The sequence below is a fragment of the Zestomonas ipomoeae genome (assembly GCF_057128665.1).
The window spans coordinates 96,133-115,974 of sequence record NZ_JBSKHQ010000006.1 but is presented as its reverse complement, the minus strand read 5'-3'; the positions used below and the strand labels follow the sequence as shown (position 1 = coordinate 115,974).

18 protein-coding genes are annotated in these 19,842 nt (G+C 65.6%); 17 read left to right on the top strand and 1 reads right to left on the bottom strand.

Annotation, left to right across the window (positions count from 1 at the left end):
- The first annotated feature begins 161 nt into the window (after positions 1 to 161).
- From dusB to ureC, 17 genes are all read left to right on the top strand, one after another.
- Positions 162 to 1,157 carry a tRNA dihydrouridine synthase DusB gene (gene dusB / locus ACWKV7_RS09595; RefSeq protein ID WP_483857502.1) on the top strand — a complete coding sequence of 332 codons (996 nt, stop codon included), beginning with the start codon at positions 162 to 164 and terminating at the stop codon, positions 1,155 to 1,157.
- Entirely contained in the window at positions 1,154 to 1,474 is a 321-nt protein-coding gene (fis, locus tag ACWKV7_RS09590; RefSeq protein WP_483857433.1) for a DNA-binding transcriptional regulator Fis, read from the top strand. Before dusB ends, fis begins: the two co-directional genes overlap by 4 nt.
- A 92-nt stretch (positions 1,475 to 1,566) precedes the next feature.
- Positions 1,567 to 3,174: a bifunctional phosphoribosylaminoimidazolecarboxamide formyltransferase/IMP cyclohydrolase gene (gene purH / locus ACWKV7_RS09585; RefSeq protein ID WP_483857432.1), complete on the top strand. Its 1,608-nt coding sequence runs from the start codon at positions 1,567 to 1,569 to the stop codon at positions 3,172 to 3,174.
- 199 nt (positions 3,175 to 3,373) lie between these two features.
- Complete coding sequence (gene purD, locus ACWKV7_RS09580) at positions 3,374 to 4,663, top strand: phosphoribosylamine--glycine ligase (protein ID WP_483857431.1); 1,290 nt, start codon at positions 3,374 to 3,376, stop codon at positions 4,661 to 4,663.
- Between the two features lie 106 nt (positions 4,664 to 4,769).
- Positions 4,770 to 7,553 carry a hybrid sensor histidine kinase/response regulator gene (locus tag ACWKV7_RS09575; protein ID WP_483857430.1) on the top strand — a complete coding sequence of 928 codons (2,784 nt, stop codon included), beginning with the start codon at positions 4,770 to 4,772 and terminating at the stop codon, positions 7,551 to 7,553.
- A 336-nt stretch (positions 7,554 to 7,889) separates the two neighbouring features.
- Positions 7,890 to 8,486, top strand: a complete 597-nt coding sequence (locus ACWKV7_RS09570; protein ID WP_483857429.1) for a MarC family protein — start codon at positions 7,890 to 7,892, stop codon at positions 8,484 to 8,486.
- Between the two features lie 199 nt (positions 8,487 to 8,685).
- Positions 8,686 to 9,954 carry an urea ABC transporter substrate-binding protein gene (gene urtA, locus ACWKV7_RS09565; RefSeq protein WP_483857428.1) on the top strand — a complete coding sequence of 423 codons (1,269 nt, stop codon included), beginning with the start codon at positions 8,686 to 8,688 and terminating at the stop codon, positions 9,952 to 9,954.
- A 142-nt stretch (positions 9,955 to 10,096) separates the two neighbouring features.
- Positions 10,097 to 11,668 carry an urea ABC transporter permease subunit UrtB gene (gene urtB, locus ACWKV7_RS09560; RefSeq protein ID WP_483857427.1) on the top strand — a complete coding sequence of 524 codons (1,572 nt, stop codon included), beginning with the start codon at positions 10,097 to 10,099 and terminating at the stop codon, positions 11,666 to 11,668.
- A gap of 127 nt (positions 11,669 to 11,795) precedes the next feature.
- Positions 11,796 to 12,875, top strand: a complete 1,080-nt coding sequence (gene urtC / locus ACWKV7_RS09555) for an urea ABC transporter permease subunit UrtC (protein WP_483857426.1) — start codon at positions 11,796 to 11,798, stop codon at positions 12,873 to 12,875.
- Positions 12,872 to 13,708 carry an urea ABC transporter ATP-binding protein UrtD gene (gene urtD, locus ACWKV7_RS09550; protein ID WP_483857425.1) on the top strand — a complete coding sequence of 279 codons (837 nt, stop codon included), beginning with the start codon at positions 12,872 to 12,874 and terminating at the stop codon, positions 13,706 to 13,708. Before urtC ends, urtD begins: the two co-directional genes overlap by 4 nt.
- 187 nt (positions 13,709 to 13,895) lie before the next feature.
- Positions 13,896 to 14,594 (top strand): urea ABC transporter ATP-binding subunit UrtE, encoded by a 699-nt coding sequence (gene urtE, locus ACWKV7_RS09545; RefSeq protein ID WP_483857424.1) that lies wholly within the window; start codon positions 13,896 to 13,898, stop codon positions 14,592 to 14,594.
- A 94-nt stretch (positions 14,595 to 14,688) separates the two neighbouring features.
- Positions 14,689 to 15,528 (top strand): urease accessory protein UreD, encoded by an 840-nt coding sequence (locus ACWKV7_RS09540; RefSeq protein WP_483857423.1) that lies wholly within the window; start codon positions 14,689 to 14,691, stop codon positions 15,526 to 15,528.
- Entirely contained in the window at positions 15,528 to 15,830 is a 303-nt protein-coding gene (gene ureA, locus ACWKV7_RS09535) for an urease subunit gamma (RefSeq protein WP_483857422.1), read from the top strand. Before ACWKV7_RS09540 ends, ureA begins: the two co-directional genes overlap by 1 nt.
- Positions 15,831 to 15,847: 17 nt before the next feature.
- Complete coding sequence (locus tag ACWKV7_RS09530; RefSeq protein ID WP_483857421.1) at positions 15,848 to 16,360, top strand: N-acetyltransferase family protein; 513 nt, start codon at positions 15,848 to 15,850, stop codon at positions 16,358 to 16,360.
- Positions 16,360 to 16,887 carry an N-acetyltransferase family protein gene (locus tag ACWKV7_RS09525; protein WP_483857420.1) on the top strand — a complete coding sequence of 176 codons (528 nt, stop codon included), beginning with the start codon at positions 16,360 to 16,362 and terminating at the stop codon, positions 16,885 to 16,887. Before ACWKV7_RS09530 ends, ACWKV7_RS09525 begins: the two co-directional genes overlap by 1 nt.
- Positions 16,884 to 17,189 (top strand): urease subunit beta, encoded by a 306-nt coding sequence (locus tag ACWKV7_RS09520; RefSeq protein WP_483857419.1) that lies wholly within the window; start codon positions 16,884 to 16,886, stop codon positions 17,187 to 17,189. Before ACWKV7_RS09525 ends, ACWKV7_RS09520 begins: the two co-directional genes overlap by 4 nt.
- A 148-nt stretch (positions 17,190 to 17,337) precedes the next feature.
- On the top strand, positions 17,338 to 19,038 hold the full coding sequence (gene ureC / locus ACWKV7_RS09515; protein ID WP_483857418.1) for an urease subunit alpha: 1,701 nt from the start codon (positions 17,338 to 17,340) through the stop codon (positions 19,036 to 19,038).
- Here ureC and ACWKV7_RS09510 read toward each other — a convergent pair.
- Positions 19,023 to 19,835, bottom strand: a complete 813-nt coding sequence (locus ACWKV7_RS09510; protein ID WP_483857417.1) for a substrate-binding periplasmic protein — start codon at positions 19,833 to 19,835, stop codon at positions 19,023 to 19,025. The two genes, ureC and ACWKV7_RS09510, sit on opposite strands and share 16 nt — an antisense overlap.
- Positions 19,836 to 19,842: the final 7 nt, after the last annotated feature.

The following is a 19,842-nucleotide window of genomic DNA, read 5'->3' as shown; positions in this document are numbered from 1 at the left end:
ATCCGCCGCTTCCCGGGGTCAAGCTAACTCTCGGCAATAAGATTCTGGCTGCTCAGAATTTGTTCAAAACAACCTTTATCCGGTCATCGAGAGCGGGTATCATGCCCACCCTTTTCAGCCCCGATCGACCTTAAGAGCAGGCCCCCATGCAGGGAAGACCTATGGCGGTACGCATCGGCCCCTATACGCTGCCCAACCGACTGATACTCGCGCCCATGGCGGGTGTCACCGACCGGCCGTTTCGCCAGCTGTGCCGCCGCCTGGGCGCCGGCATGGTGGTGTCGGAGATGGTGACCAGCGATGTGCGCCTGTGGAACAGCCGCAAGTCGAAGCTGCGCCTGCTGCACGCCGAAGACGCCGAACCGCGCTCGGTGCAGATCGCCGGCGGCGACCCGCAGATGCTGGCCGAAGCCGCTCGGCGGAATGTCGAATTGGGTGCGCAGATCATTGATATCAATATGGGCTGCCCGGCGAAGAAGGTCTGCAACAAGGCCGCCGGGTCGGCCCTGATGAAAGACGAAGCCCTGGTCGAGGCGATCCTGCACGCGGTGGTCGAGGCGGTGGATGTTCCGGTGACCCTGAAGATTCGCACGGGCTGGGACCGGCAGAACAAGAACGGCCTGCAGGTGGCGAAGATCGCCGAACAGGCCGGCATCGCCGCGCTCGCCGTGCATGGCCGCACCCGTGCCGACCTTTATACCGGCGAGGCCGAGTACGACAGCATCGCCGCGATCAAGCAGGCGCTGTCGATCCCGGTGTTCGCCAATGGCGACATCGACTCGCCGCAAAAGGCCAAGCACGTGCTTGACGCCACCGGCGCCGACGCCCTGCTGATCGGCCGCGCCGCCCAGGGCCGGCCGTGGATCTTTCGCGAGATCGAGCATTACCTGGCCACCGGCGAACTGCTGCCGGGGCCGAGCCTGGGCGAAGTAGAACGAATTCTGCTGGAGCACCTGTCCGCACTGCATGCCTTCTATGGCGACGAAATGGGCGTTCGCATCGCCCGCAAGCATGTCGGCTGGTATCTCGCGACTCTGCCGGGCGCCAGGGAGTTTCGCGCCCACTTCAATCGTTTGGATAACACGGACGCACAGAGCGCCAACGTTCGGCAGTTCTTCGCCGAACGTTACAACGAAGAAGAAGGGGTGGCCGCATGACGATGATGACCGAGACTTTAGTGAGTGGAATTGCACCCGTGAGCGACAACGCCAATCTGAAACAGCACCTGAACACGCCGACCGAGGAAGGACAGACCTTGCGCGGCAGCGTGGAAAAGGCGCTGCACAATTACTTTGCCCACCTGGAAGGCGCCACCGTCACGGATGTCTACAACCTGGTGCTCTCCGAAGTCGAAGCCCCGCTGCTGGAAACCGTGATGAACTACGTCAAGGGCAACCAGACCAAGGCCTCCGAGTTGCTCGGCCTGAACCGCGGCACCCTGCGCAAGAAGCTCAAGCAGTACGACCTTCTCTAAGCCTCACGTTGCAAGCTACAAGCCTCGCGTCGAGGCGTTCCTCTTGTAGCTTGCCGCTTGGAGCTTGCAGCTAAAACCCTGATGGAATCGCTATGACCGACCAGACCACTCGCCTCCCCGTCCGCCGTGCGCTGATCAGCGTCTCCGATAAAACCGGAATCCTCGAGTTCGCCCGTGAGCTTGTCGCCCTCGGCGTGGAAATCCTGTCCACCGGCGGCACGTTCAAGCTGCTCAGGGACAACGGCATCGCTGCCGTGGAAGTGGCCGACTACACCGGCTTCCCGGAGATGATGGATGGCCGCGTCAAGACCCTGCACCCGAAGATTCATGGCGGCATTCTCGGTCGTCGAGCCCTCGACGGCGCGGTGATGGAAGCGCACGGCATCAAGCCGATCGACCTGGTGGCGGTCAACCTCTACCCCTTCGCCGCCACCGTGGCCAAGCCGGGTTGCGACCTGGCCGATGCCATCGAGAACATCGACATCGGCGGCCCGACCATGGTGCGTTCCGCCGCGAAAAACCATAAAGACGTCGCTATCGTGGTGAATGCCAGCGACTACGCCGGTATCGTCGACGCCCTCAAGGCCGGTGGCCTGAGCTACGCCCAGCGGTTCGACCTGGCGCTCAAGGCCTTCGAGCACACTGCCGCCTACGACGGCATGATCGCCAACTACCTGGGCACCATCGACCAGACCGCCGAGACGCTCTCCACCGAAGCGCGCAGTGCCTTCCCGCGCACCTTCAACAGCCAGTTCGTCAAGGCCCAGGAAATGCGCTACGGCGAGAACCCGCACCAGAGCGCGGCCTTCTACGTCGAGGCCGACAAGGGCGAGGCCAGCGTCTCCACCGCCGTGCAGCTGCAGGGCAAGGAGCTGTCGTTCAACAACGTCGCCGACACCGACGCCGCGCTGGAATGCGTGAAGAGCTTCGTCAAGCCGGCCTGCGTCATCGTCAAGCACGCCAACCCCTGCGGCGTCGCCGTAGTGCCGGAAGACGAAGGCGGCATCCGCAAGGCCTACGACCTGGCCTATGCCACCGACACCGAGTCGGCCTTCGGCGGCATCATCGCCTTCAACCGCGAGCTGGATGGCGAGACCGCCCAGGCCATCGTCGAGCGTCAGTTCGTCGAAGTGATCATTGCGCCGAAAGTCTCCCAGGCCGCCCGCGACGTGGTCGCCGCCAAAGCCAACGTGCGCCTGCTCGAATGCGGCGAGTGGCCGGCCGAGCGTGCACCGGGCTGGGACTTCAAGCGCGTCAACGGCGGCCTGCTGGTACAGAGCCGCGACATCGGCATGATCGCCGCCAGCGACCTCAAGGTGGTGACCCGGCGCGCACCCAGCGAGCAGGAAATCCACGACCTGGTGTTCGCCTGGAAGGTGGCCAAGTTCGTCAAGTCCAACGCCATCGTCTACGCCAAGAACCGCCAGACCGTCGGCGTCGGCGCCGGCCAGATGAGCCGCGTCAACTCCGCCCGCATCGCCGCGATCAAGGCCGAGCACGCCGGCCTCGAGGTCAAGGGCGCGGTGATGGCCAGCGACGCCTTCTTCCCGTTCCGCGACGGCATCGACAACGCGGCCAAGGCCGGCATCACCGCGGTGATCCAGCCGGGTGGATCGATGCGCGACGCCGAGGTGATTGCCGCCGCCGACGAGGCCGGCATCGCCATGGTATTCACCGGCATGCGCCACTTCAGGCACTAAAATCGGCCGCACTGAAACCGGCATCTGCGTTGTTGCCCCGGGTTTCGCCAATGCTCATTGCCAATAGGCAACTCCGCTTGTCGAAACCCGTGGCGCCGAGCATCTACCGGCTTCATCGCGACCTCGAAATTTGTTGGGTGGACAACGCTTCGCTTATCCACCGAGCGGGTCACAGACCCGCCTCCATTGGGAGAGAGTCATGAACGTACTGATCATCGGCAGCGGCGGTCGCGAACATGCCCTGGCCTGGAAAGTGGCCCAGGACCCGCGCGTGGCGAAAGTCTTCGTCGCCCCCGGCAATGCCGGCACGGCGCTGGAAGCCAAGTGCGAGAACGTCGCCATCGACGTGCTGGCCCTGGAGCAACTGGCCGACTTCGCCGAGAAGAACGTGCAGCTCACCATCGTCGGTCCGGAAGCGCCGCTGGTGAAGGGTGTGGTCGACCTGTTCCGCGCCCGCGGCCTGGCGATCTTCGGCCCCACCGCCGGCGCCGCCCAGCTTGAAGGCTCCAAGGCCTTCACCAAGGACTTCCTCGCCCGCCACAGCATCCCCACCGCCGCCTACCAGAACTTCACCGAGGTCGAGCCGGCCCTGGCCTATCTGCGCGAGAAAGGTGCGCCCATCGTGATCAAGGCCGACGGCCTGGCCGCCGGCAAGGGCGTGATCGTCGCCATGACGCTCGAAGAAGCCGAAGCGGCCGTGCGCGACATGCTCGCCGGCAATGCCTTCGGCGACGCCGGATCGCGGGTGGTGATCGAGGAGTTCCTCGACGGCGAGGAAGCCAGCTTCATCGTCATGGTCGACGGCCACAACGTGCTGCCGATGGCCACCAGCCAGGACCACAAGCGCGTCGGCGATGGCGACAGCGGGCCGAACACCGGCGGCATGGGCGCCTACTCGCCGGCTCCGGTGGTCACCGCCGAGGTGCACCAGCGGGTGATGGACGAGGTGATCTGGCCGACCGTCAAGGGCATGGCCGAGGAAGGCAACGTCTACACCGGCTTTCTCTATGCCGGCCTGATGATCGACAAGAGCGGCGCGCCCAAGGTCATCGAGTTCAACTGCCGCTTCGGCGATCCGGAAACCCAGCCGATCATGCTGCGTCTGCAATCGAGCCTGGTGCTGTTGGTCGAGGCCGCGCTGGCCGAGGCGCTGAACAAGATCGAAGCGCAATGGGACCCGCGACCGAGCCTCGGCGTGGTGCTGGCCGCCGGCGGCTATCCCGGCGACTATGCCAAGGGCGCCCCGATCAAGGGCCTGGAGCAGGCACAAAGCGCCACCGGCAAGGTGTTCCATGCCGGCACTGCACTTCAGCACGGCGAGGTGGTCACAGCAGGAGGCCGGGTACTCTGCGCCACGGCCCTCGGTGAGACGGTTTCCGCCGCCCAGCAGGAGGCGTATGAACTGGCCACTAAGATCGACTGGGATGGCTGCTTCTACCGCAAGGACATTGGCTACCGTGCCATTGCCCGCGAGCACAACCAGGGCTGACCGCGCCATACGACCAAGGGGCAGCCGGTGGCTGCCCCTCGCGTATTACCGTCAAGCGAAGCGCTTGGCTATAATCCGGCCACTCATTTTCGAAGGGACTTCGCCAGTGCATCGGCTCAGGATCGCCATCGGTCTTACCCTCAGCCTGCTGCTGAGCCTGCTCTGCCTGTCTCCGGCACAGGCGGCGGAGCCGCGCTGGACGGCATTGATCGACAATGAGGCCACGCTGCAGCTGGCCGACATCACCTCGCCCCGCTATTTCAACCAGTTCAGCCCGGTACAGCTGAACCAGCTGTATACCCCCGGTGGCAAGAGTGCGCTTTGGCTGCACTATCGCCTGCCACCCCAGGACCATGAGCAACTGCTGCGGCTGTTCTCGCCCTACCTGTCCTTTCTCGATCTTTATGTGCTGCGCGGCGACGAACTGCTCGCCCACACCCGCACCGGCAACCGCCTGCCCTATTCGAGCCGGCCCTTGCCCAGCCGCGACTACCTGCTGCCGCTGCCGCAAGTCGACGCCCCCCTGGACCTTTACCTGCGGCTGACCTCGGAACAGTCGCTGCGCCCCAGCATCACCCTGCAATCCTCGGCGGAGATGGCCGCCGACGACACCCAGGCGCTGCTCTCCGGCCTGCTGCTCGGCGGCCTGCTGATGGTCGTGCTGTACAGCCTGCTGCGCTTCGCCTACACCCGGGCGCGCAGCAGCCTGTGGCTGGCGGCCACCCAGGGCGCGGTGCTGGTGACCGCGGTCAGCCTGCTCGGCATCAGCACGCCCTGGCTGAGTGGCTGGCACATTACCCAGGCACAGGTCACCAACCTGTCGATGCTGGTGGCGATGCTCTGCGGCCTGTCCTTCACCGCGCACTTCTTCTACCGGGTCTGCCCGGCGACACCGCTGACCAAGATCCTGATCGGCGAGATCGTCCTGGTCGGCCTGGCCTGCGCACTGGTGCTGCTGATCACCGACATCCAGTTCAACCAGACGGTCTATCTGCTGGCGGCGATCACCGGCCTGACCATGTTCGTCGTCGCCGCCTACCACTGGCTGCACGGCTATCACCCGGCACGCCTGTTCACCCTGGCCCTGGTGCTCTTCTGCGTGGCCGTGCTCACCGGCCTGCCGGCACTGTTCGGCTACTGGCCGGTGCGTTCGGAATGGCTGACCTACGGCCTGCTGACCGCCGCCGGCATCAGCGGGGTGATGCTCAGCATGGCCTTGAGCGAGCGCCAGCGCCGCATCATGCATGAAGACTTCAGCGCCAGCCGCGCGCTGGCCGCCAGCTCGGCGGAACTCAAGGCCAAGGCCGAGTTCCTCGCCAAGATCAGCCATGAGATCCGCACCCCCATGAACGGCGTGCTGGGCATGACCGAGCTGCTGCTGGGCACCCCGCTGTCGGCCAAACAGCGCGACTACGTGCAGACCATCCACAGCGCCGGCAACGAGTTGCTCACACTGATCAACGAAATCCTCGACATTTCCAAGCTGGAGTCCGGGCAGATCGAGCTGGACGACGTGCAGTTCGACCTCAATGCGCTGATCGAAGACTGCCTGGACATCTTCCGCGCCAAGGCCGAGCAGCAGAAGGTCGAACTGATCAGTTTCATGCAGCCGCAGGTCCCGCGGGTCATCAGCGGCGACCCGACGCGCCTGCGCCAGACCCTGCTGAGCCTGCTGGACAACGCCTTCAAGCAGACCGACGAAGGCGAGATCCTGCTGGTGGTGGCGCTCGACACCAGCGCCGACAAGCCGCGCCTGCGCATCGCCGTGCAGGATAGTGGCCGCCCACTGGAAGCCGGCGAGCGCGACGCCCTGCTCAACGCCGAACTGCACAGCAAGGACTTCCTCGCCGCCACCAAGCTCGGCGGCCGTCTCGGCCTGATCATCGCCCGCCAGCTGGTGCGCCTGATGCACGGCGAATTCGGCATCCAGAGCGGCGGCAACCAGGGAAGCACCCTGTGGCTGACCCTGCCGCTGGAAAGCGAGCGCCTGGAAACTCCCACCGCCGACCTGGACAACACCCTGCAGGGCGCACGCCTGCTGGTGGTGGACGACAATGACACCTGCCGCAAGGTGCTGATGCAGCAGTGCACCGCATGGGGCCTGCAGGTCAGCGCGGTGCCCTCCGGCAAGGAGGCCCTGGCCCTGCTGCGCACCAAGGCGCATCTGGGCGAGTACTTCGATGCGGTACTGCTCGACCAGGACATGCCCGGCATGACCGGCATGCAACTGGCCGCGAAGATCAAGGAAGACCCCAGCCTCAGCCACGACATCCTGGTGATCATGCTCACCGGCATCAGCAATGCTCCGAGCAAGATCATCGCCCGCAACGCCGGGATCAAGCGCATCCTGGCCAAGCCGGTGGCCGGTTACACGCTGAAGACCACGCTCGCCGACGAACTGGCCCAGCGCAAGACCGGCACCGTGCGCCAGGAGCAAGGCCCGATCAGCATGCCGCTCAACGTGCCCAACGACTTCCGCATTCTGGTGGCCGAAGACAACAGCATTTCCACCAAGGTCATCCGCGGCATGCTGAGCAAGCTCAACCTCAAGCCGGACACCGCCAGCAACGGCGAGGAAGCGCTCAACGCGATGAAGGAGCAACAGTACGACCTGGTGCTGATGGACTGCGAAATGCCGGTGCTCGACGGTTTCTCCGCCACCGAACAACTGCGCATCTGGGAAGCCGACGAGCACCGCCCCCGTACCCCGGTGGTGGCGCTGACTGCGCACATCCTCGCCGAGCACAAGGAGCGCGCCAGGCAGGCGGGCATGGACGGCCACATGGCCAAGCCGGTGGAACTGTCGCAACTGCGCGACCTGATCGAGCACTGGATCGTCGAGCGCGAACTGCGCCGCCAGCGCGAGCAGAGCAGCGTGCAGCCGTCCTGATCACCCCGTTGGAAAAACAGCCGTCGTTGGCATGACGGGTTTCCACAGAACAGCGGCAAAGCAAGGGCAGTGGCGAGCAGGCAGCTCCGATGGACTCCCCTCTCGCAGCCCTCCCCCGTCGCCCCGGAGCAGGCCGCGGTCCAGCGGCATTCGCCAGCCTTGCACTTTCCGGGCTCTGCCTGCCCCTGTGTCGGTATGACGAAGATGAAGCAATGGCAGCAGAGCAAGCGTCACAGCCTGCTAGGCTTCTGCCACACGCACGAACCGCAGTCGCGGGATCGGTGACGCCATGCCGGGCGGCCGCGTCCCACCAGCCATTCCCCATGAGCCATCGCCATGCTTAGCGCGCTTTCCAGTCTGTATCTCAAGTTGCTGGTGCTCTACAGCCCGTTCTTCGTGTTGTCCTGCTTTATCGGCCTGACCCGCGGCTATACCGTGCGCGAGCGCAAGAGGCTGGCCTGGAAGGTGGCCCTCGGCGTCCTGATTTCCAGCGTGCTGCTGTACCTGTTCGGCCGACACATCTTCACCCTGTTCGGCATCACCATCGACGCCTTCCGCATCGGCGCCGGCAGCGTGCTGTTCATCTCCGCCCTGGGCATGGCGCAGGGCAAGTCGGCGGTGCAGAGCGACAACCCGCAGCAGGACGTGACCATCGTGCCGCTGACCATACCACTCACCGTCGGCCCCGGTACCATTGGTGCGCTGCTGCTGATGGGCGCCAGCCAGCCGCACTGGGACGACAAGCTGCTGGCGGTGTTCGCCATCTTCGTCGCCAGCCTCACCGTGGGGGTCATCCTCTACCTGTCCAACCGCTTCGAACGGCTGCTCGGCGAACAGGGCCTGCAGATCGTCAGCCGGCTGATGGGGCTGTTCGTCTGCGCGCTGGCAGCGCAGATCATCTTCACCGGAGTGAAGAACTACCTGACGCTCTAAATCGGTGCAGTGCTGCCCCCGGCACTGCACCAGGACCCGGCCTACGCACCAAGGCCGCGCACTGAAGACTCCGGAAAGAATCCTGCGTTTCCGCCGCGCACCCCACTGGAATGGGCCTTTGCGCGGCTTGGCACGGATGCTGCGATTGGACTGATGGCCCTCTAGGCCCATCCAACATCTGCGCACGGAGCCCATAAGAATGAAACGCCGTCCCCTGCTGAAATCCACCCTGGCCGCCAGCGCCCTGCTGCTCAGCGGTCTGTTCCCGTTCAGCCTGCAAGCCGCCGAGACCATCAAGGTCGGCATCCTGCACTCGCTGTCCGGCACCATGGCTATTTCCGAGACGTCGCTGAAGGACATGGCGTTGATGACCATCGACGAGATCAACGCCAAGGGCGGCGTGCTCGGCAAGCAACTCGAACCGGTGGTAGTCGATCCGGCCTCGAACTGGCCGCTGTTCGCCGAGAAGGGTCGCCAGCTGCTGACCCAGGACAAGGTGGCGGTGACCTTCGGCTGCTGGACCTCGGTGTCGCGCAAATCCGTGCTGCCGGTCTACGAGGAACTCAACGGCCTGCTGTTCTACCCCGTGCAGTACGAAGGCGAAGAGCTGTCGCCGAACGTGTTCTACACCGGCGCGGCGCCAAACCAGCAGGCCATCCCGGCCGTCGAGTACCTGATGAGCGAGGACGGCGGCGCCGCCAAGCGCTTCTTCCTGCTCGGCACCGACTACGTCTACCCGCGCACCACCAACAAGATCCTGCGCGCCTTCCTGATCTCCAAGGGCGTGGCGGAGAAGGACATCGAAGAGGTCTACACCCCCTTCGGCCACAGCGACTACCAGACCATCGTCGCCAACATCAAGAAGTTCTCCGCTGGCGGCAAGACCGCGGTGATTTCCACCGTCAACGGCGATTCCAACGTGCCGTTCTACAAGGAACTGGCCAACCAGGGCCTGGAAGCCACCGACGTGCCGGTGGTGGCCTTCTCGGTGGGCGAAGAAGAACTGCGCGGCATCGACACCAAGCCGCTGGTCGGCCACCTCGCCGCCTGGAACTACTTCCAGTCGGTGGAGAACCCGGTGAACGCCGCATTCGTCGACAAGTGGAAGGCCTACGCCAAGGCCAAGAACCTGCCGGGCGCCGACAAGGCGGTGACCAACGACCCGATGGAGGCCACCTACGTCGGCATCCACATGTGGGCGCAGGCGGTCGAAAAAGCCGGCACCACCGACGTCGACAAGGTGCGCGACGCGCTGGCCGGGCAGACCTTCGCCGCGCCCTCCGGCTACACCCTGACCATGGACAAGACCAACCACCACCTGCACAAGCCGGTGATGATCGGCGAGATCCAGGAAGACGGTCAGTTCTCGGTGGTCTGGGAGACCGACGGCCCGCTGCGCGCCCAGCCCTGGAGCCCGTTCATTCCCGGTAACGATGCCAAGCCGGACTATGCGGTGAAGTCGAACTGATCGACGCCGCTGTGGTGGATGGATGAAGCGCCATCCACCCTACGCTCACTCGGCTTTCGTAGGGTGGAGACGCCTTTCTCATCCACCTGTCGGCCACCGGCTCCGCCAAGAGAGCACCAGGCCTGCCCAAGGGAATGCATAGATGAACTCTGCCCTGCATCGATTCTTGCTGTTGCTCCTGCTGGCCCTGCCGCTAACGACGCAGGCCGGAGACGCAGCCGATTACGCCAAGGCCAGCCCGGCCAAGCAGGCCAAGCTGCTGGAAAACTGGTCCGCCGCGCCGGCCGCCGAGCGGCTGGAGCTGCTCGAAGCGCTGCGCGCCAACCACGTCGCTATCGACGGGAACAAGGCGCCCTTTATCGACGAGCGAGGTAGTTACCGTGCCCTGGAAGGCGTTGCCGAACCTGTCGGCACGCCGAAGAAGCTACGCCTGAACAACCGCCTGCGCGGCTTGCTGGATATCGCCCTGGCCAGCCATCGACTGCTGGCCGAGGACGCAGCCGAGCGCCTGGCCGCCGCCCAGGAACTGCAACGTCGCACCCCGCCCAGCCTGCTGCCACTGCTCAACCAGCGCATGGTCGAGGAAGACGACGCCGAGGTGCGCGAGGCGCTGAGCCTGGCGCTGGCCAACCTGCAGCTGGCCGATGCCGATCCGGCGATCCGCCTGAAGGCCGTGCGCCTGCTCGGCGAGACCGGCCAGCCGCTGGCCCGCACCCGCCTGGAAGCGCTGCTCGACCCGGCCCAGGAGCAGGACGCCGCCGTGCGCACCGCCGCCGAGACCAGCCTGGCCCAGGTCAAGCGCCGGCTGCTGGTGGGCGAGCTGCTCGGCCAAGCCTTTAGCGGCCTGTCACTCGGCTCGATCCTGCTGCTCGCCGCCCTTGGCCTGGCCATCACCTTCGGCCTGCTCGGGGTGATCAATATGGCCCACGGCGAGATGCTGATGCTCGGCGCCTACACCACCTATGTGGTGCAGACGCTGTTCCAGCGATTCGCTCCGGAGGCCCTGGCCTTCTACCCCCTGGCCGCACTGCCGGTGGCCTTCTGCGTCACCGCCGCGGTGGGCATGGCGCTGGAACGCACGGTGATCCGCCACCTGTACGGCCGCCCGCTGGAAACCCTGCTGGCGACCTGGGGCATCAGCCTGATTCTGATCCAACTGGTGCGCGTCACCTTCGGCGCGCAGAACGTCGAGGTGGCCAACCCCGGCTGGCTGTCCGGCGGCCTGCAGGTGCTGCCGAACCTGGTGCTGCCGTACAACCGCATGATCATCATCGGTTTCGCCCTGCTCGTGCTGCTGCTCACCTGGTTGCTGCTGAACAAGACCCGCCTGGGCCTGAACCTGCGCGCGGTGACCCAGAACCGCAACATGGCCGCCTGCTGCGGGGTGCCCACCGGCCGCGTGGACATGCTCGCCTTCGGCCTCGGCTCGGGCATCGCCGGGCTTGGCGGGGTGGCGCTGAGCCAGGTCGGCAACGTCGGTCCGGACCTCGGCCAGAGCTACATCATCGACTCGTTCCTGGTGGTGGTGCTCGGCGGGGTCGGCCAACTGGCCGGCAGCGTGATGGCCGCCTTCGGCCTTGGGGTGACGAACAAGATTCTCGAACCGCAGATCGGCGCGGTGCTGGGCAAGATCCTGATCCTGGCGCTGATCATCCTGTTCATCCAGAAGCGCCCCCAGGGCCTGTTCGCGCTGAAAGGGAGGGTGATCGATTGATGCCTGTCACTCTGCCTCCCTCCGCCGTAGGGCGGATGAAACCCGCCATAGTCGGCACCTTTGGCGGGCTGCACCCGCCCTACGGAAGCAACGTTTTTGCCATCGAACCTCGACAAGGCTGCCGCCCATGAACCAGCCCCTCACGCTCACGGCCGCGCAAAAGGCCGGCCCGACCGCCACCGCCCTGGCCCTCGGCGCAGCGCTCGTCTTGCTCATCACCCTGCCGCTGCTGCACCTGTTGCCGGCGGACAGCGCCCTGCACGTCTCCGCCTACACCCTGACCCTGGTCGGCAAGATTCTCTGCTACTGCATCGTCGCCCTCGCGCTCGACCTGGTATGGGGCTATGCCGGCCTGCTGTCCCTCGGCCACGGGCTGTTCTTCGCCCTCGGCGGCTATGCGATGGGCATGTACCTGTCGCGCCAGGCCGCCGGCGACGGGCTGCCGGCGTTCATGAGCTTTCTCGCCTGGAACGAGCTGCCCTGGTACTGGTACGGCACGTCCAGCTTCCTCTGGGCCATGTGCCTGGTGGTGCTGGCGCCGGGGCTGCTGGCACTGGTATTCGGCTTCTTCGCCTTTCGCTCGCGCATCAAGGGCGTGTACTTCTCGATCATGACCCAGGCGCTGACCTTCGCCGGCATGTTGCTGTTCTTCCGCAACGAAACCGGCTTCGGCGGCAACAACGGCTTCACCGGCTTCACCCGCATCCTCGGCTTCGACATCACCGCGCCGGGCACCCGCGCGCTGCTGTTCCTCGCCACCCTGGGCCTGCTGGCGGGCAGCCTCTACCTGGGCTTCAAGCTGGCGCGCAGCAAGTTCGGCCGGGTGCTCACCGCGGTGCGCGACGCCGAGAACCGCCTGATGTTCTGCGGCTACGACCCGCGCGGCTACAAGCTGTTCATCTGGACCGTCAGCGCCGTGTTGTGCGGCCTGGCCGGGGCGCTCTACGTGCCGCAGGTGGGCATCATCAATCCCAGCGAGATGGCGCCGACCCAGTCCATCGAGGCCGCCGTGTGGGTGGCCCTCGGCGGGCGCGGCAGCCTGATCGGCCCGCTGCTCGGCGCCGGCCTGGTCAACGGCATGAAGAGCTGGTTCACCGTGGCCTTCCCGGAGTACTGGCTGTTCTTCCTCGGCCTGCTGTTCATCGTCGTCACGCTGTTTCTACCGAAAGGCGTGATCGGCCTGCTGCGCAAGGAGAAAGCCCAATGAGAGCCGCGCCAATCCCGGAAACTCTGCTCGACGCCGGCAGCGGCCGCGACTCCATCGGCCTCGGCGCACGCGCCGAGAAGGGCCTGAACGTTCGCCATGGCACCCTGCTCACCCTGGAGGACATCAGCGTCAGCTTCGACGGCTTCAAGGCGCTGAACGACCTGACCCTGTACATCGGCGTCGGCGAGCTGCGCTGCATTATCGGCCCCAACGGCGCCGGCAAGACTACGCTGATGGACGTGATCACCGGCAAAACCCGCCCCGACCACGGCCACGCCTACTTTGGCGAAACCCTCGACCTCACCCGCCTGAGCGAGGTGCAGATCGCCCAGGCCGGCATCGGCCGCAAGTTCCAGAAACCCACGGTGTTCGAAGCGCTGACAGTGTTCGAGAACCTGGAGCTGGCGCTGAAGGCGGACAAGTCGGTATGGGCCAGCCTGCGCGCCAGGCTCTCCGGCGAACAGCGCGACCGCATCGACGAGGTGCTCACCACCATCCGCCTGGACGCCTCGCGGCAGCGCCCGGCCGGGTTGCTGTCCCATGGCCAGAAGCAGTTCCTCGAGATCGGCATGCTGCTGGTGCAGGACCCGCAACTGCTACTGCTCGACGAGCCTGTCGCCGGGATGACCGATGCCGAGACCGAATTCACCGCCGAACTGTTCAAGCGCCTCGCCGGCCAGCATTCGCTGATGGTGGTGGAGCACGACATGGGCTTCGTCGGCAGCATCGCCGACCACGTCACCGTGCTGCACCAGGGCAGCGTTCTGGCGGAAGGCTCGCTGGAGCAGGTACAGGCCAACGAACGGGTGATCGAGGTCTACCTAGGACGCTGATAGAAACGTAGAACCGTAGGGTGGATGACGCTTTCCTCATCCACCAAGGGCAGCGCACGGTGGATCGATAAAGCGCGAGCTACACGCCCCGATCCACCCTATTCGCTGTCAGGCGAATGAATTCGCCCCTACAGGTACGGTCATTGATGATTCCCACGCGGAGCCTGGGAACGAGCGGGAGAACCACATGCTGCAGGTTGAGCAACTCCACCAATACTACGGCGGCAGCCATATCCTCCGCGGGCTGTCGTTCGAGGCCAGGGTCGGCGAGGTCACCTGCCTGCTCGGGCGCAACGGGGTGGGCAAGACCACGTTGCTGAAATGCCTGATGGGCCTGATTCCGGCCAAGGACGGTCGCGTGCACTGGGAAGGCAAGGCCATCACCGGCTGCAAGCCGCACCAGCGCGTGCAGGCTGGCATCGCCTACGTGCCGCAGGGCCGCGAAATCTTCCCGCGCCTGACCGTGGAGGAAAACCTGCTGATGGGCCTGTCGCGCTTCAGCGCGGGCGAGGCCAAGACGGTGCCGTCGTTCATCTACGAACTGTTCCCGGTGCTCGAGCAGATGAAGCAGCGCCGCGGCGGCGACCTCTCCGGCGGCCAGCAGCAACAACTGGCCATCGGCCGCGCCCTGGCCAGCCGGCCGCGCCTGCTGATCCTCGACGAGCCCACCGAAGGCATCCAGCCGTCGGTGATCAAGGAGATCGGCGCGGTGATCAAGAAGCTGGCCGCGCGCGGCGACATGGCTATCCTGCTGGTCGAACAGTTCTACGACTTCGCCGCCGAACTGGCCGATCAGTATCTGGTCATGAGTCGCGGTGAAATCGTCCAGCAGGGCCGAGGAGAAACCATGGAAGCCGACGGCGTGCGCGGATTGGTGGCGATATGAAACTCGCTGTAGGGTGGATGACGCTTTTCTCATCCACCACGGCGCCAGCAACTGGTGGATGGATAAAGCGTCATCCACCCTACGATAAGACCCTATGAACGCACCCGTTGCCACCACCCTGTTCAGCCCCAGTTGGCATGCCGAGCTGGAGCTGGCCTATGGTCGTTTCGGCGACAGCACGCGACCGACCCAGCGGCGCCACCAAGGCCCGCTGCGAGTGCAGAAGCACCTGTACGCCGAAGGCCCCGAGGTCTGCCAGCACATCATCGTGCACCCGCCGGGCGGCATCGCCGGCGGCGATCGACTGAATATCAATGCAACGATTGGCGCCGATGCCTGGGCGCAACTGACCAGCCCCGGCGCAGCCAAGTGGTACCGCTCCAGCGGTCCGGCCCACCAGGCCATCGACCTGCGCGTCGCCCCCGGCGCCACCCTGGAATGGCTGCCGCAGGAGACCATCGTCTTCTCCGGCGCCCAGGCCGAACTCGCCACCCGCATCGAACTCGAAGGCGACGCCCGGCTGTTCTACTGGGACATGATCGCCCTCGGCCGCCCGGCCAGTGGCGAGCGCTTCGCCGAGGGCCATTTCCAGGCCGGGCTGGATATCCGTCGCGACGGCCACCTGCTCTGGCATGAACGCCAGCGTATCGAGGGCGGCGACGGCCTGCTCGACTCGCCCATCGGCCTGGCCGGCCAGCCGGTGTTCGCCACCCTGCTGGCCACTGGCGAAATCGACGCCGAGCTGCTGGACTGCTGTCGCCAACTGGCGAGCCCGGTGCGCGGTGACCTCACCCAACTGCCGGGCCTGCTGGCGGCCCGTTGCCTGGCCGGCGAAGCGCTGCACGCCCGTGCCTGGCTGATCGAACTCTGGCGCCTACTGCGCCCGTCCCTGCTTGGGCGCGCCGCCGTCTCCCCGCGAATCTGGAGCACCTGATGGACCTGACACCCCGCGAGAAGGACAAGCTGCTGATCTTCACCGCCGGCCTGGTGGCCGAACGCCGCCTGGCCCGTGGCCTGAAGCTGAACTACCCGGAAGCCATGGCCTATATCTCCGCCGCCCTGCTCGAAGGCGCGCGCGACGGGCAGAGCGTGGCCGAGCTGATGCACTACGGCACCACCCTGCTCAGCCGCAAACAGGTGATGGAAGGCGTGCCGGAGATGATCCCGGAGATCCAGGTGGAGGCCACCTTCCCAGACGGAACCAAGCTGGTCACCGTGCATCAACCGATTCCCTGAGCGACCGAGGAAGCGCCATGCACATACGCGACGCCAGCGAAGCCGATCTGCCGGGCATCCTGCAGATCTACAACCACGCCGTGCTGAACACCACGGCGATCTGGAACGAAACCGAGGTGGACCTCGCCAACCGGCAGGCCTGGCTGGCCCAGCGCCAGTCCCAGCACTACCCGGTGCTGGTGGCGGTAGACGACGCCGGCACGCTGCTCGGCTATGCCTCCTTCTGCGATTGGCGGGCCTGGGACGGCTATCGCCACACCGTCGAACACTCGGTCTACGTGCAGCCGGACCACCTCAACGCCGGCATCGGCAAGGCGCTGATGCGCGAGCTGATCGTGCGCGCCCGCGCCCTCGGCAAGCACGTGATGGTCGCCGGCATCGAGAGCGAGAACCGCGCCTCCATCCACATGCACCAGCAGCTCGGCTTCGTCCACGTCGGCCAGTTGCGCCAGGTCGGCTGCAAGTTCGGCCGCTGGCTGGACCTGACCTTCATGCAGTTGATCCTCACCCCGCAGCGGAGCACGCCCTGATGTACATCCAACCGCTCGGCGAGAGCGATTTCGCACACTACCGCGCCGGGATGATCGAACTGCTGCTAGATGCCGTGCGCCACGGCGCCTCGCTCGGTTTTCTCGCCGATATCGACCAGGCCGAGGCCAGTGCCTATTTCGACCAGGTACTCGCTGGCCTGCGTGAGGGTACCCACCTGCTGTGGATCGCCGAGCAGGACGGGCAGGTGCTCGGCAGCGTGCAACTGGTGCTGTGCCAGAAGCGCAACGGCCTGAACCGCGCCGAGGTGCAGAAGCTGATGGTACGTAGCGACGCCCGCCGCCAAGGCATCGCCCAGCAGTTGATGCAGCGCCTGGAAGACGAAGCCCGCGACCTGCGTCGTGGCCTGCTCTACCTGGACACCGAAGCCGGCAGCCCGGCGGAAGCCTTCTACCGGGCCCTTGGCTACACCTGCATCGGCGGCCTGCCCGACTATGCCTGCGCCCCGGACGGCACCTACCGGGCCAATGCCATCTACTACAAGACCCTGTCGAGACCCCAGCCATGATTCCCGGCGAATACCAGATCCAGGACGGCGACATCGAACTCAACGCCGGCCGCCGCACCCTCACTCTCAGCGTGGCCAACAGCGGCGACCGGCCGATCCAGGTCGGCTCGCATTACCACTTCTTCGAGACCAACGACGCGCTGACATTCGATCGAGCGAGCACGCGAGGCATGCGCCTGAACATCCCGGCCGGCACCGCGGTGCGCTTCGAGCCGGGGCAGAGCCGCGAGGTAGAGCTGGTGGAACTGGCCGGCGCGCGCCGGGTGTTCGGCTTCGCCGGGCGGGTGATGGGCAATCTTTAGAGTCCCTCACCCCGGCCCTCTCCCAGAGGGAGAGAGAAAAGCACCCCGCCGCGGCGGGAATGAACCAGCACGCCGATCAGCCCCCTCTCCCTCCGGGAGAGGGCTGGGGTGAGGGCGATATTGAGCACGGATCTATTCAGGAGTCCCGATGAAAATCAGCCGCCAAGCCTATGCCGACATGTTCGGCCCCACCGTCGGCGACAAGCTGCGCCTGGCCGATACCGACCTGTGGATCGAAGTGGAGAAGGACTTCACCACCTACGGTGAAGAAGTGAAGTTCGGCGGCGGCAAGGTCATCCGCGACGGCATGGGCCAGGGCCAGCTATGCGCCAAGGACGTGGTCGATACGCTGATCACCAACGCGCTGATCCTCGACCACTGGGGCGTGGTCAAGGCCGACGTCGGCCTCAAGGACGGCCGCATCGCGGCCATCGGCAAGGCCGGCAATCCGGATATCCAACCCGACGTGACCATCGCCATCGGCGCCGGCACCGAGGTGATCGCCGGCGAAGGCATGATCCTCACCGCTGGCGGCATCGACTCGCACATCCACTTCATCTGCCCGCAACAGATCGAAGAGGCGCTGATGAGCGGCGTGACCACCATGATCGGTGGCGGCACCGGGCCGGCCACCGGCACCAACGCCACCACCTGCACGCCGGGGCCGTGGCACATGATGCGCATGCTGCATGCCGCCGATGCCTTCCCGATGAACCTCGGCTTCACCGGCAAGGGCAACGCCTCGCTGCCCGAACCGCTGATCGAGCAGGTCAAGGCCGGGGCCATCGGCCTCAAGCTGCACGAGGACTGGGGCACCACTCCGGCCGCCATCGACAACTGCCTGAGCGTGGCCGACCAGTACGATGTGCAGGTGGCCATCCACACCGACACCCTCAACGAATCCGGCTTTGTCGAAACCACCCTCGGCGCCTTCAAGGGCCGCACCATCCACACCTACCACACCGAGGGCGCCGGCGGCGGTCATGCGCCGGACATCATCAAGGCCTGCGGCTTCCCTAACGTGCTGCCGTCCTCGACCAACCCGACCCGGCCCTTCACCAAGAACACCATCGACGAGCATCTGGACATGCTGATGGTCTGCCACCACCTGGACCCGAGCATCGCCGAGGACGTGGCCTTCGCCGAGAGCCGCATCCGCCGCGAGACCATCGCCGCCGAAGACATCCTGCACGACCTCGGCGCGTTCAGCATGATCAGCTCCGACAGCCAGGCCATGGGCCGTGTCGGCGAAGTGATCACCCGTACCTGGCAGACCGCCGACAAGATGAAGAAGCAGCGCGGCGCCCTGCCCGAGGACGCGCCCGGCAACGACAACTTCCGCGCCAAGCGCTACATCGCCAAGTACACCATCAACCCGGCGATCACCCACGGCATCAGCCATGAGGTGGGGTCGATCGAAGTCGGCAAATGGGCCGACCTGGTGCTCTGGCGCCCGGCGTTCTTCGGCGTCAAACCGTCGTTGATCCTCAAGGGCGGAGTGATCGCCGCCAGCCTGATGGGCGACGCCAACGCCTCGATCCCCACCCCGCAGCCGGTGCACTACCGGCCGATGTTCGGCAGCTTTGGCGGCAGCCTGCATGCCAGCAGCCTGACCTTCATCAGCCAGGCGGCGCTGGACGCGGGCGTGCCGGAACAGCTCGGATTGAAGAAAAAGATCGGCGTGGTGAAAGGCTGCCGCGAGGTGCAGAAGACCGATCTGATCCATAACGGCTACTTGCCGTCGATAGAGGTCGACCCGCAGAACTATCAGGTGAAGGCGGACGGGCAATTGCTCTGGTGCGAACCGGCCGAAGTACTGCCGATGGCGCAGCGCTATTTCCTGTTCTGACTGACCTCCAGCAGGCGCGACGGTACGATGCGGTCGGGAAACCAGCGTCGGTAGATGGCCGTAAAAGTACCGTCGCGCTTGAGGCTGTCCAGCGCTGCCTGCCAGCGCTGCGCCACCTCGGGGTCGGTACTCAGGGAAAACACCAGATAGCTCTCATGTTCGAGGAAGACGAACTGCGGCTCCAACTGGTCCTCGCTCATGCCGACCCGCTCCAGCAGCCGGGGCAACTGCACATCGTTGGCCGCCAGCAGGCTCACCCGACGCTTGCTGAACATCTGCATCATCTTGTCCGGCGTGGTTACCGTGTAGAGGTTGTCGAAGCCCTTGCTGCGCAGGTATTCATGGGTATACCACTGCCTGGGCAACGCCAGTGGCCCGGCGGTGGCGGCGTCCTCCAGGCTGGTGATCCGGATGCCGGAATCTTTGTGGGTATAGAAGCGGTTGAGCGTGCGCATCAGCGGCCCGACCCACTGGAAAGTATCCTCGCGGGTCTCGATGCGGGCGGTGGAGAACAACCCGACATTCGGCTCGGTCAGCGCCTTGTTGTAGCCACGGGTCCAGGGGGCAACGACGATCTGCACGCTATCCCCGGTCAGTGCGGCAGTGGCCTCGATCACCTGGGTGGAAAACCCGGTGGGGTCGCCGTCCTGGCTGAAGTTGAGCGGCGGGTTTTCCTCGGTAAACAGCACCAGCTCGGCCGCCTGGACCGACGGCACCTCGCCCAGCGACAGCCCCGCCAGGCACAACCGGGCAGCGAGGGACAGCCAGCGGCAAACGAACAGATCGGGCAAGCGCACGGCGCTC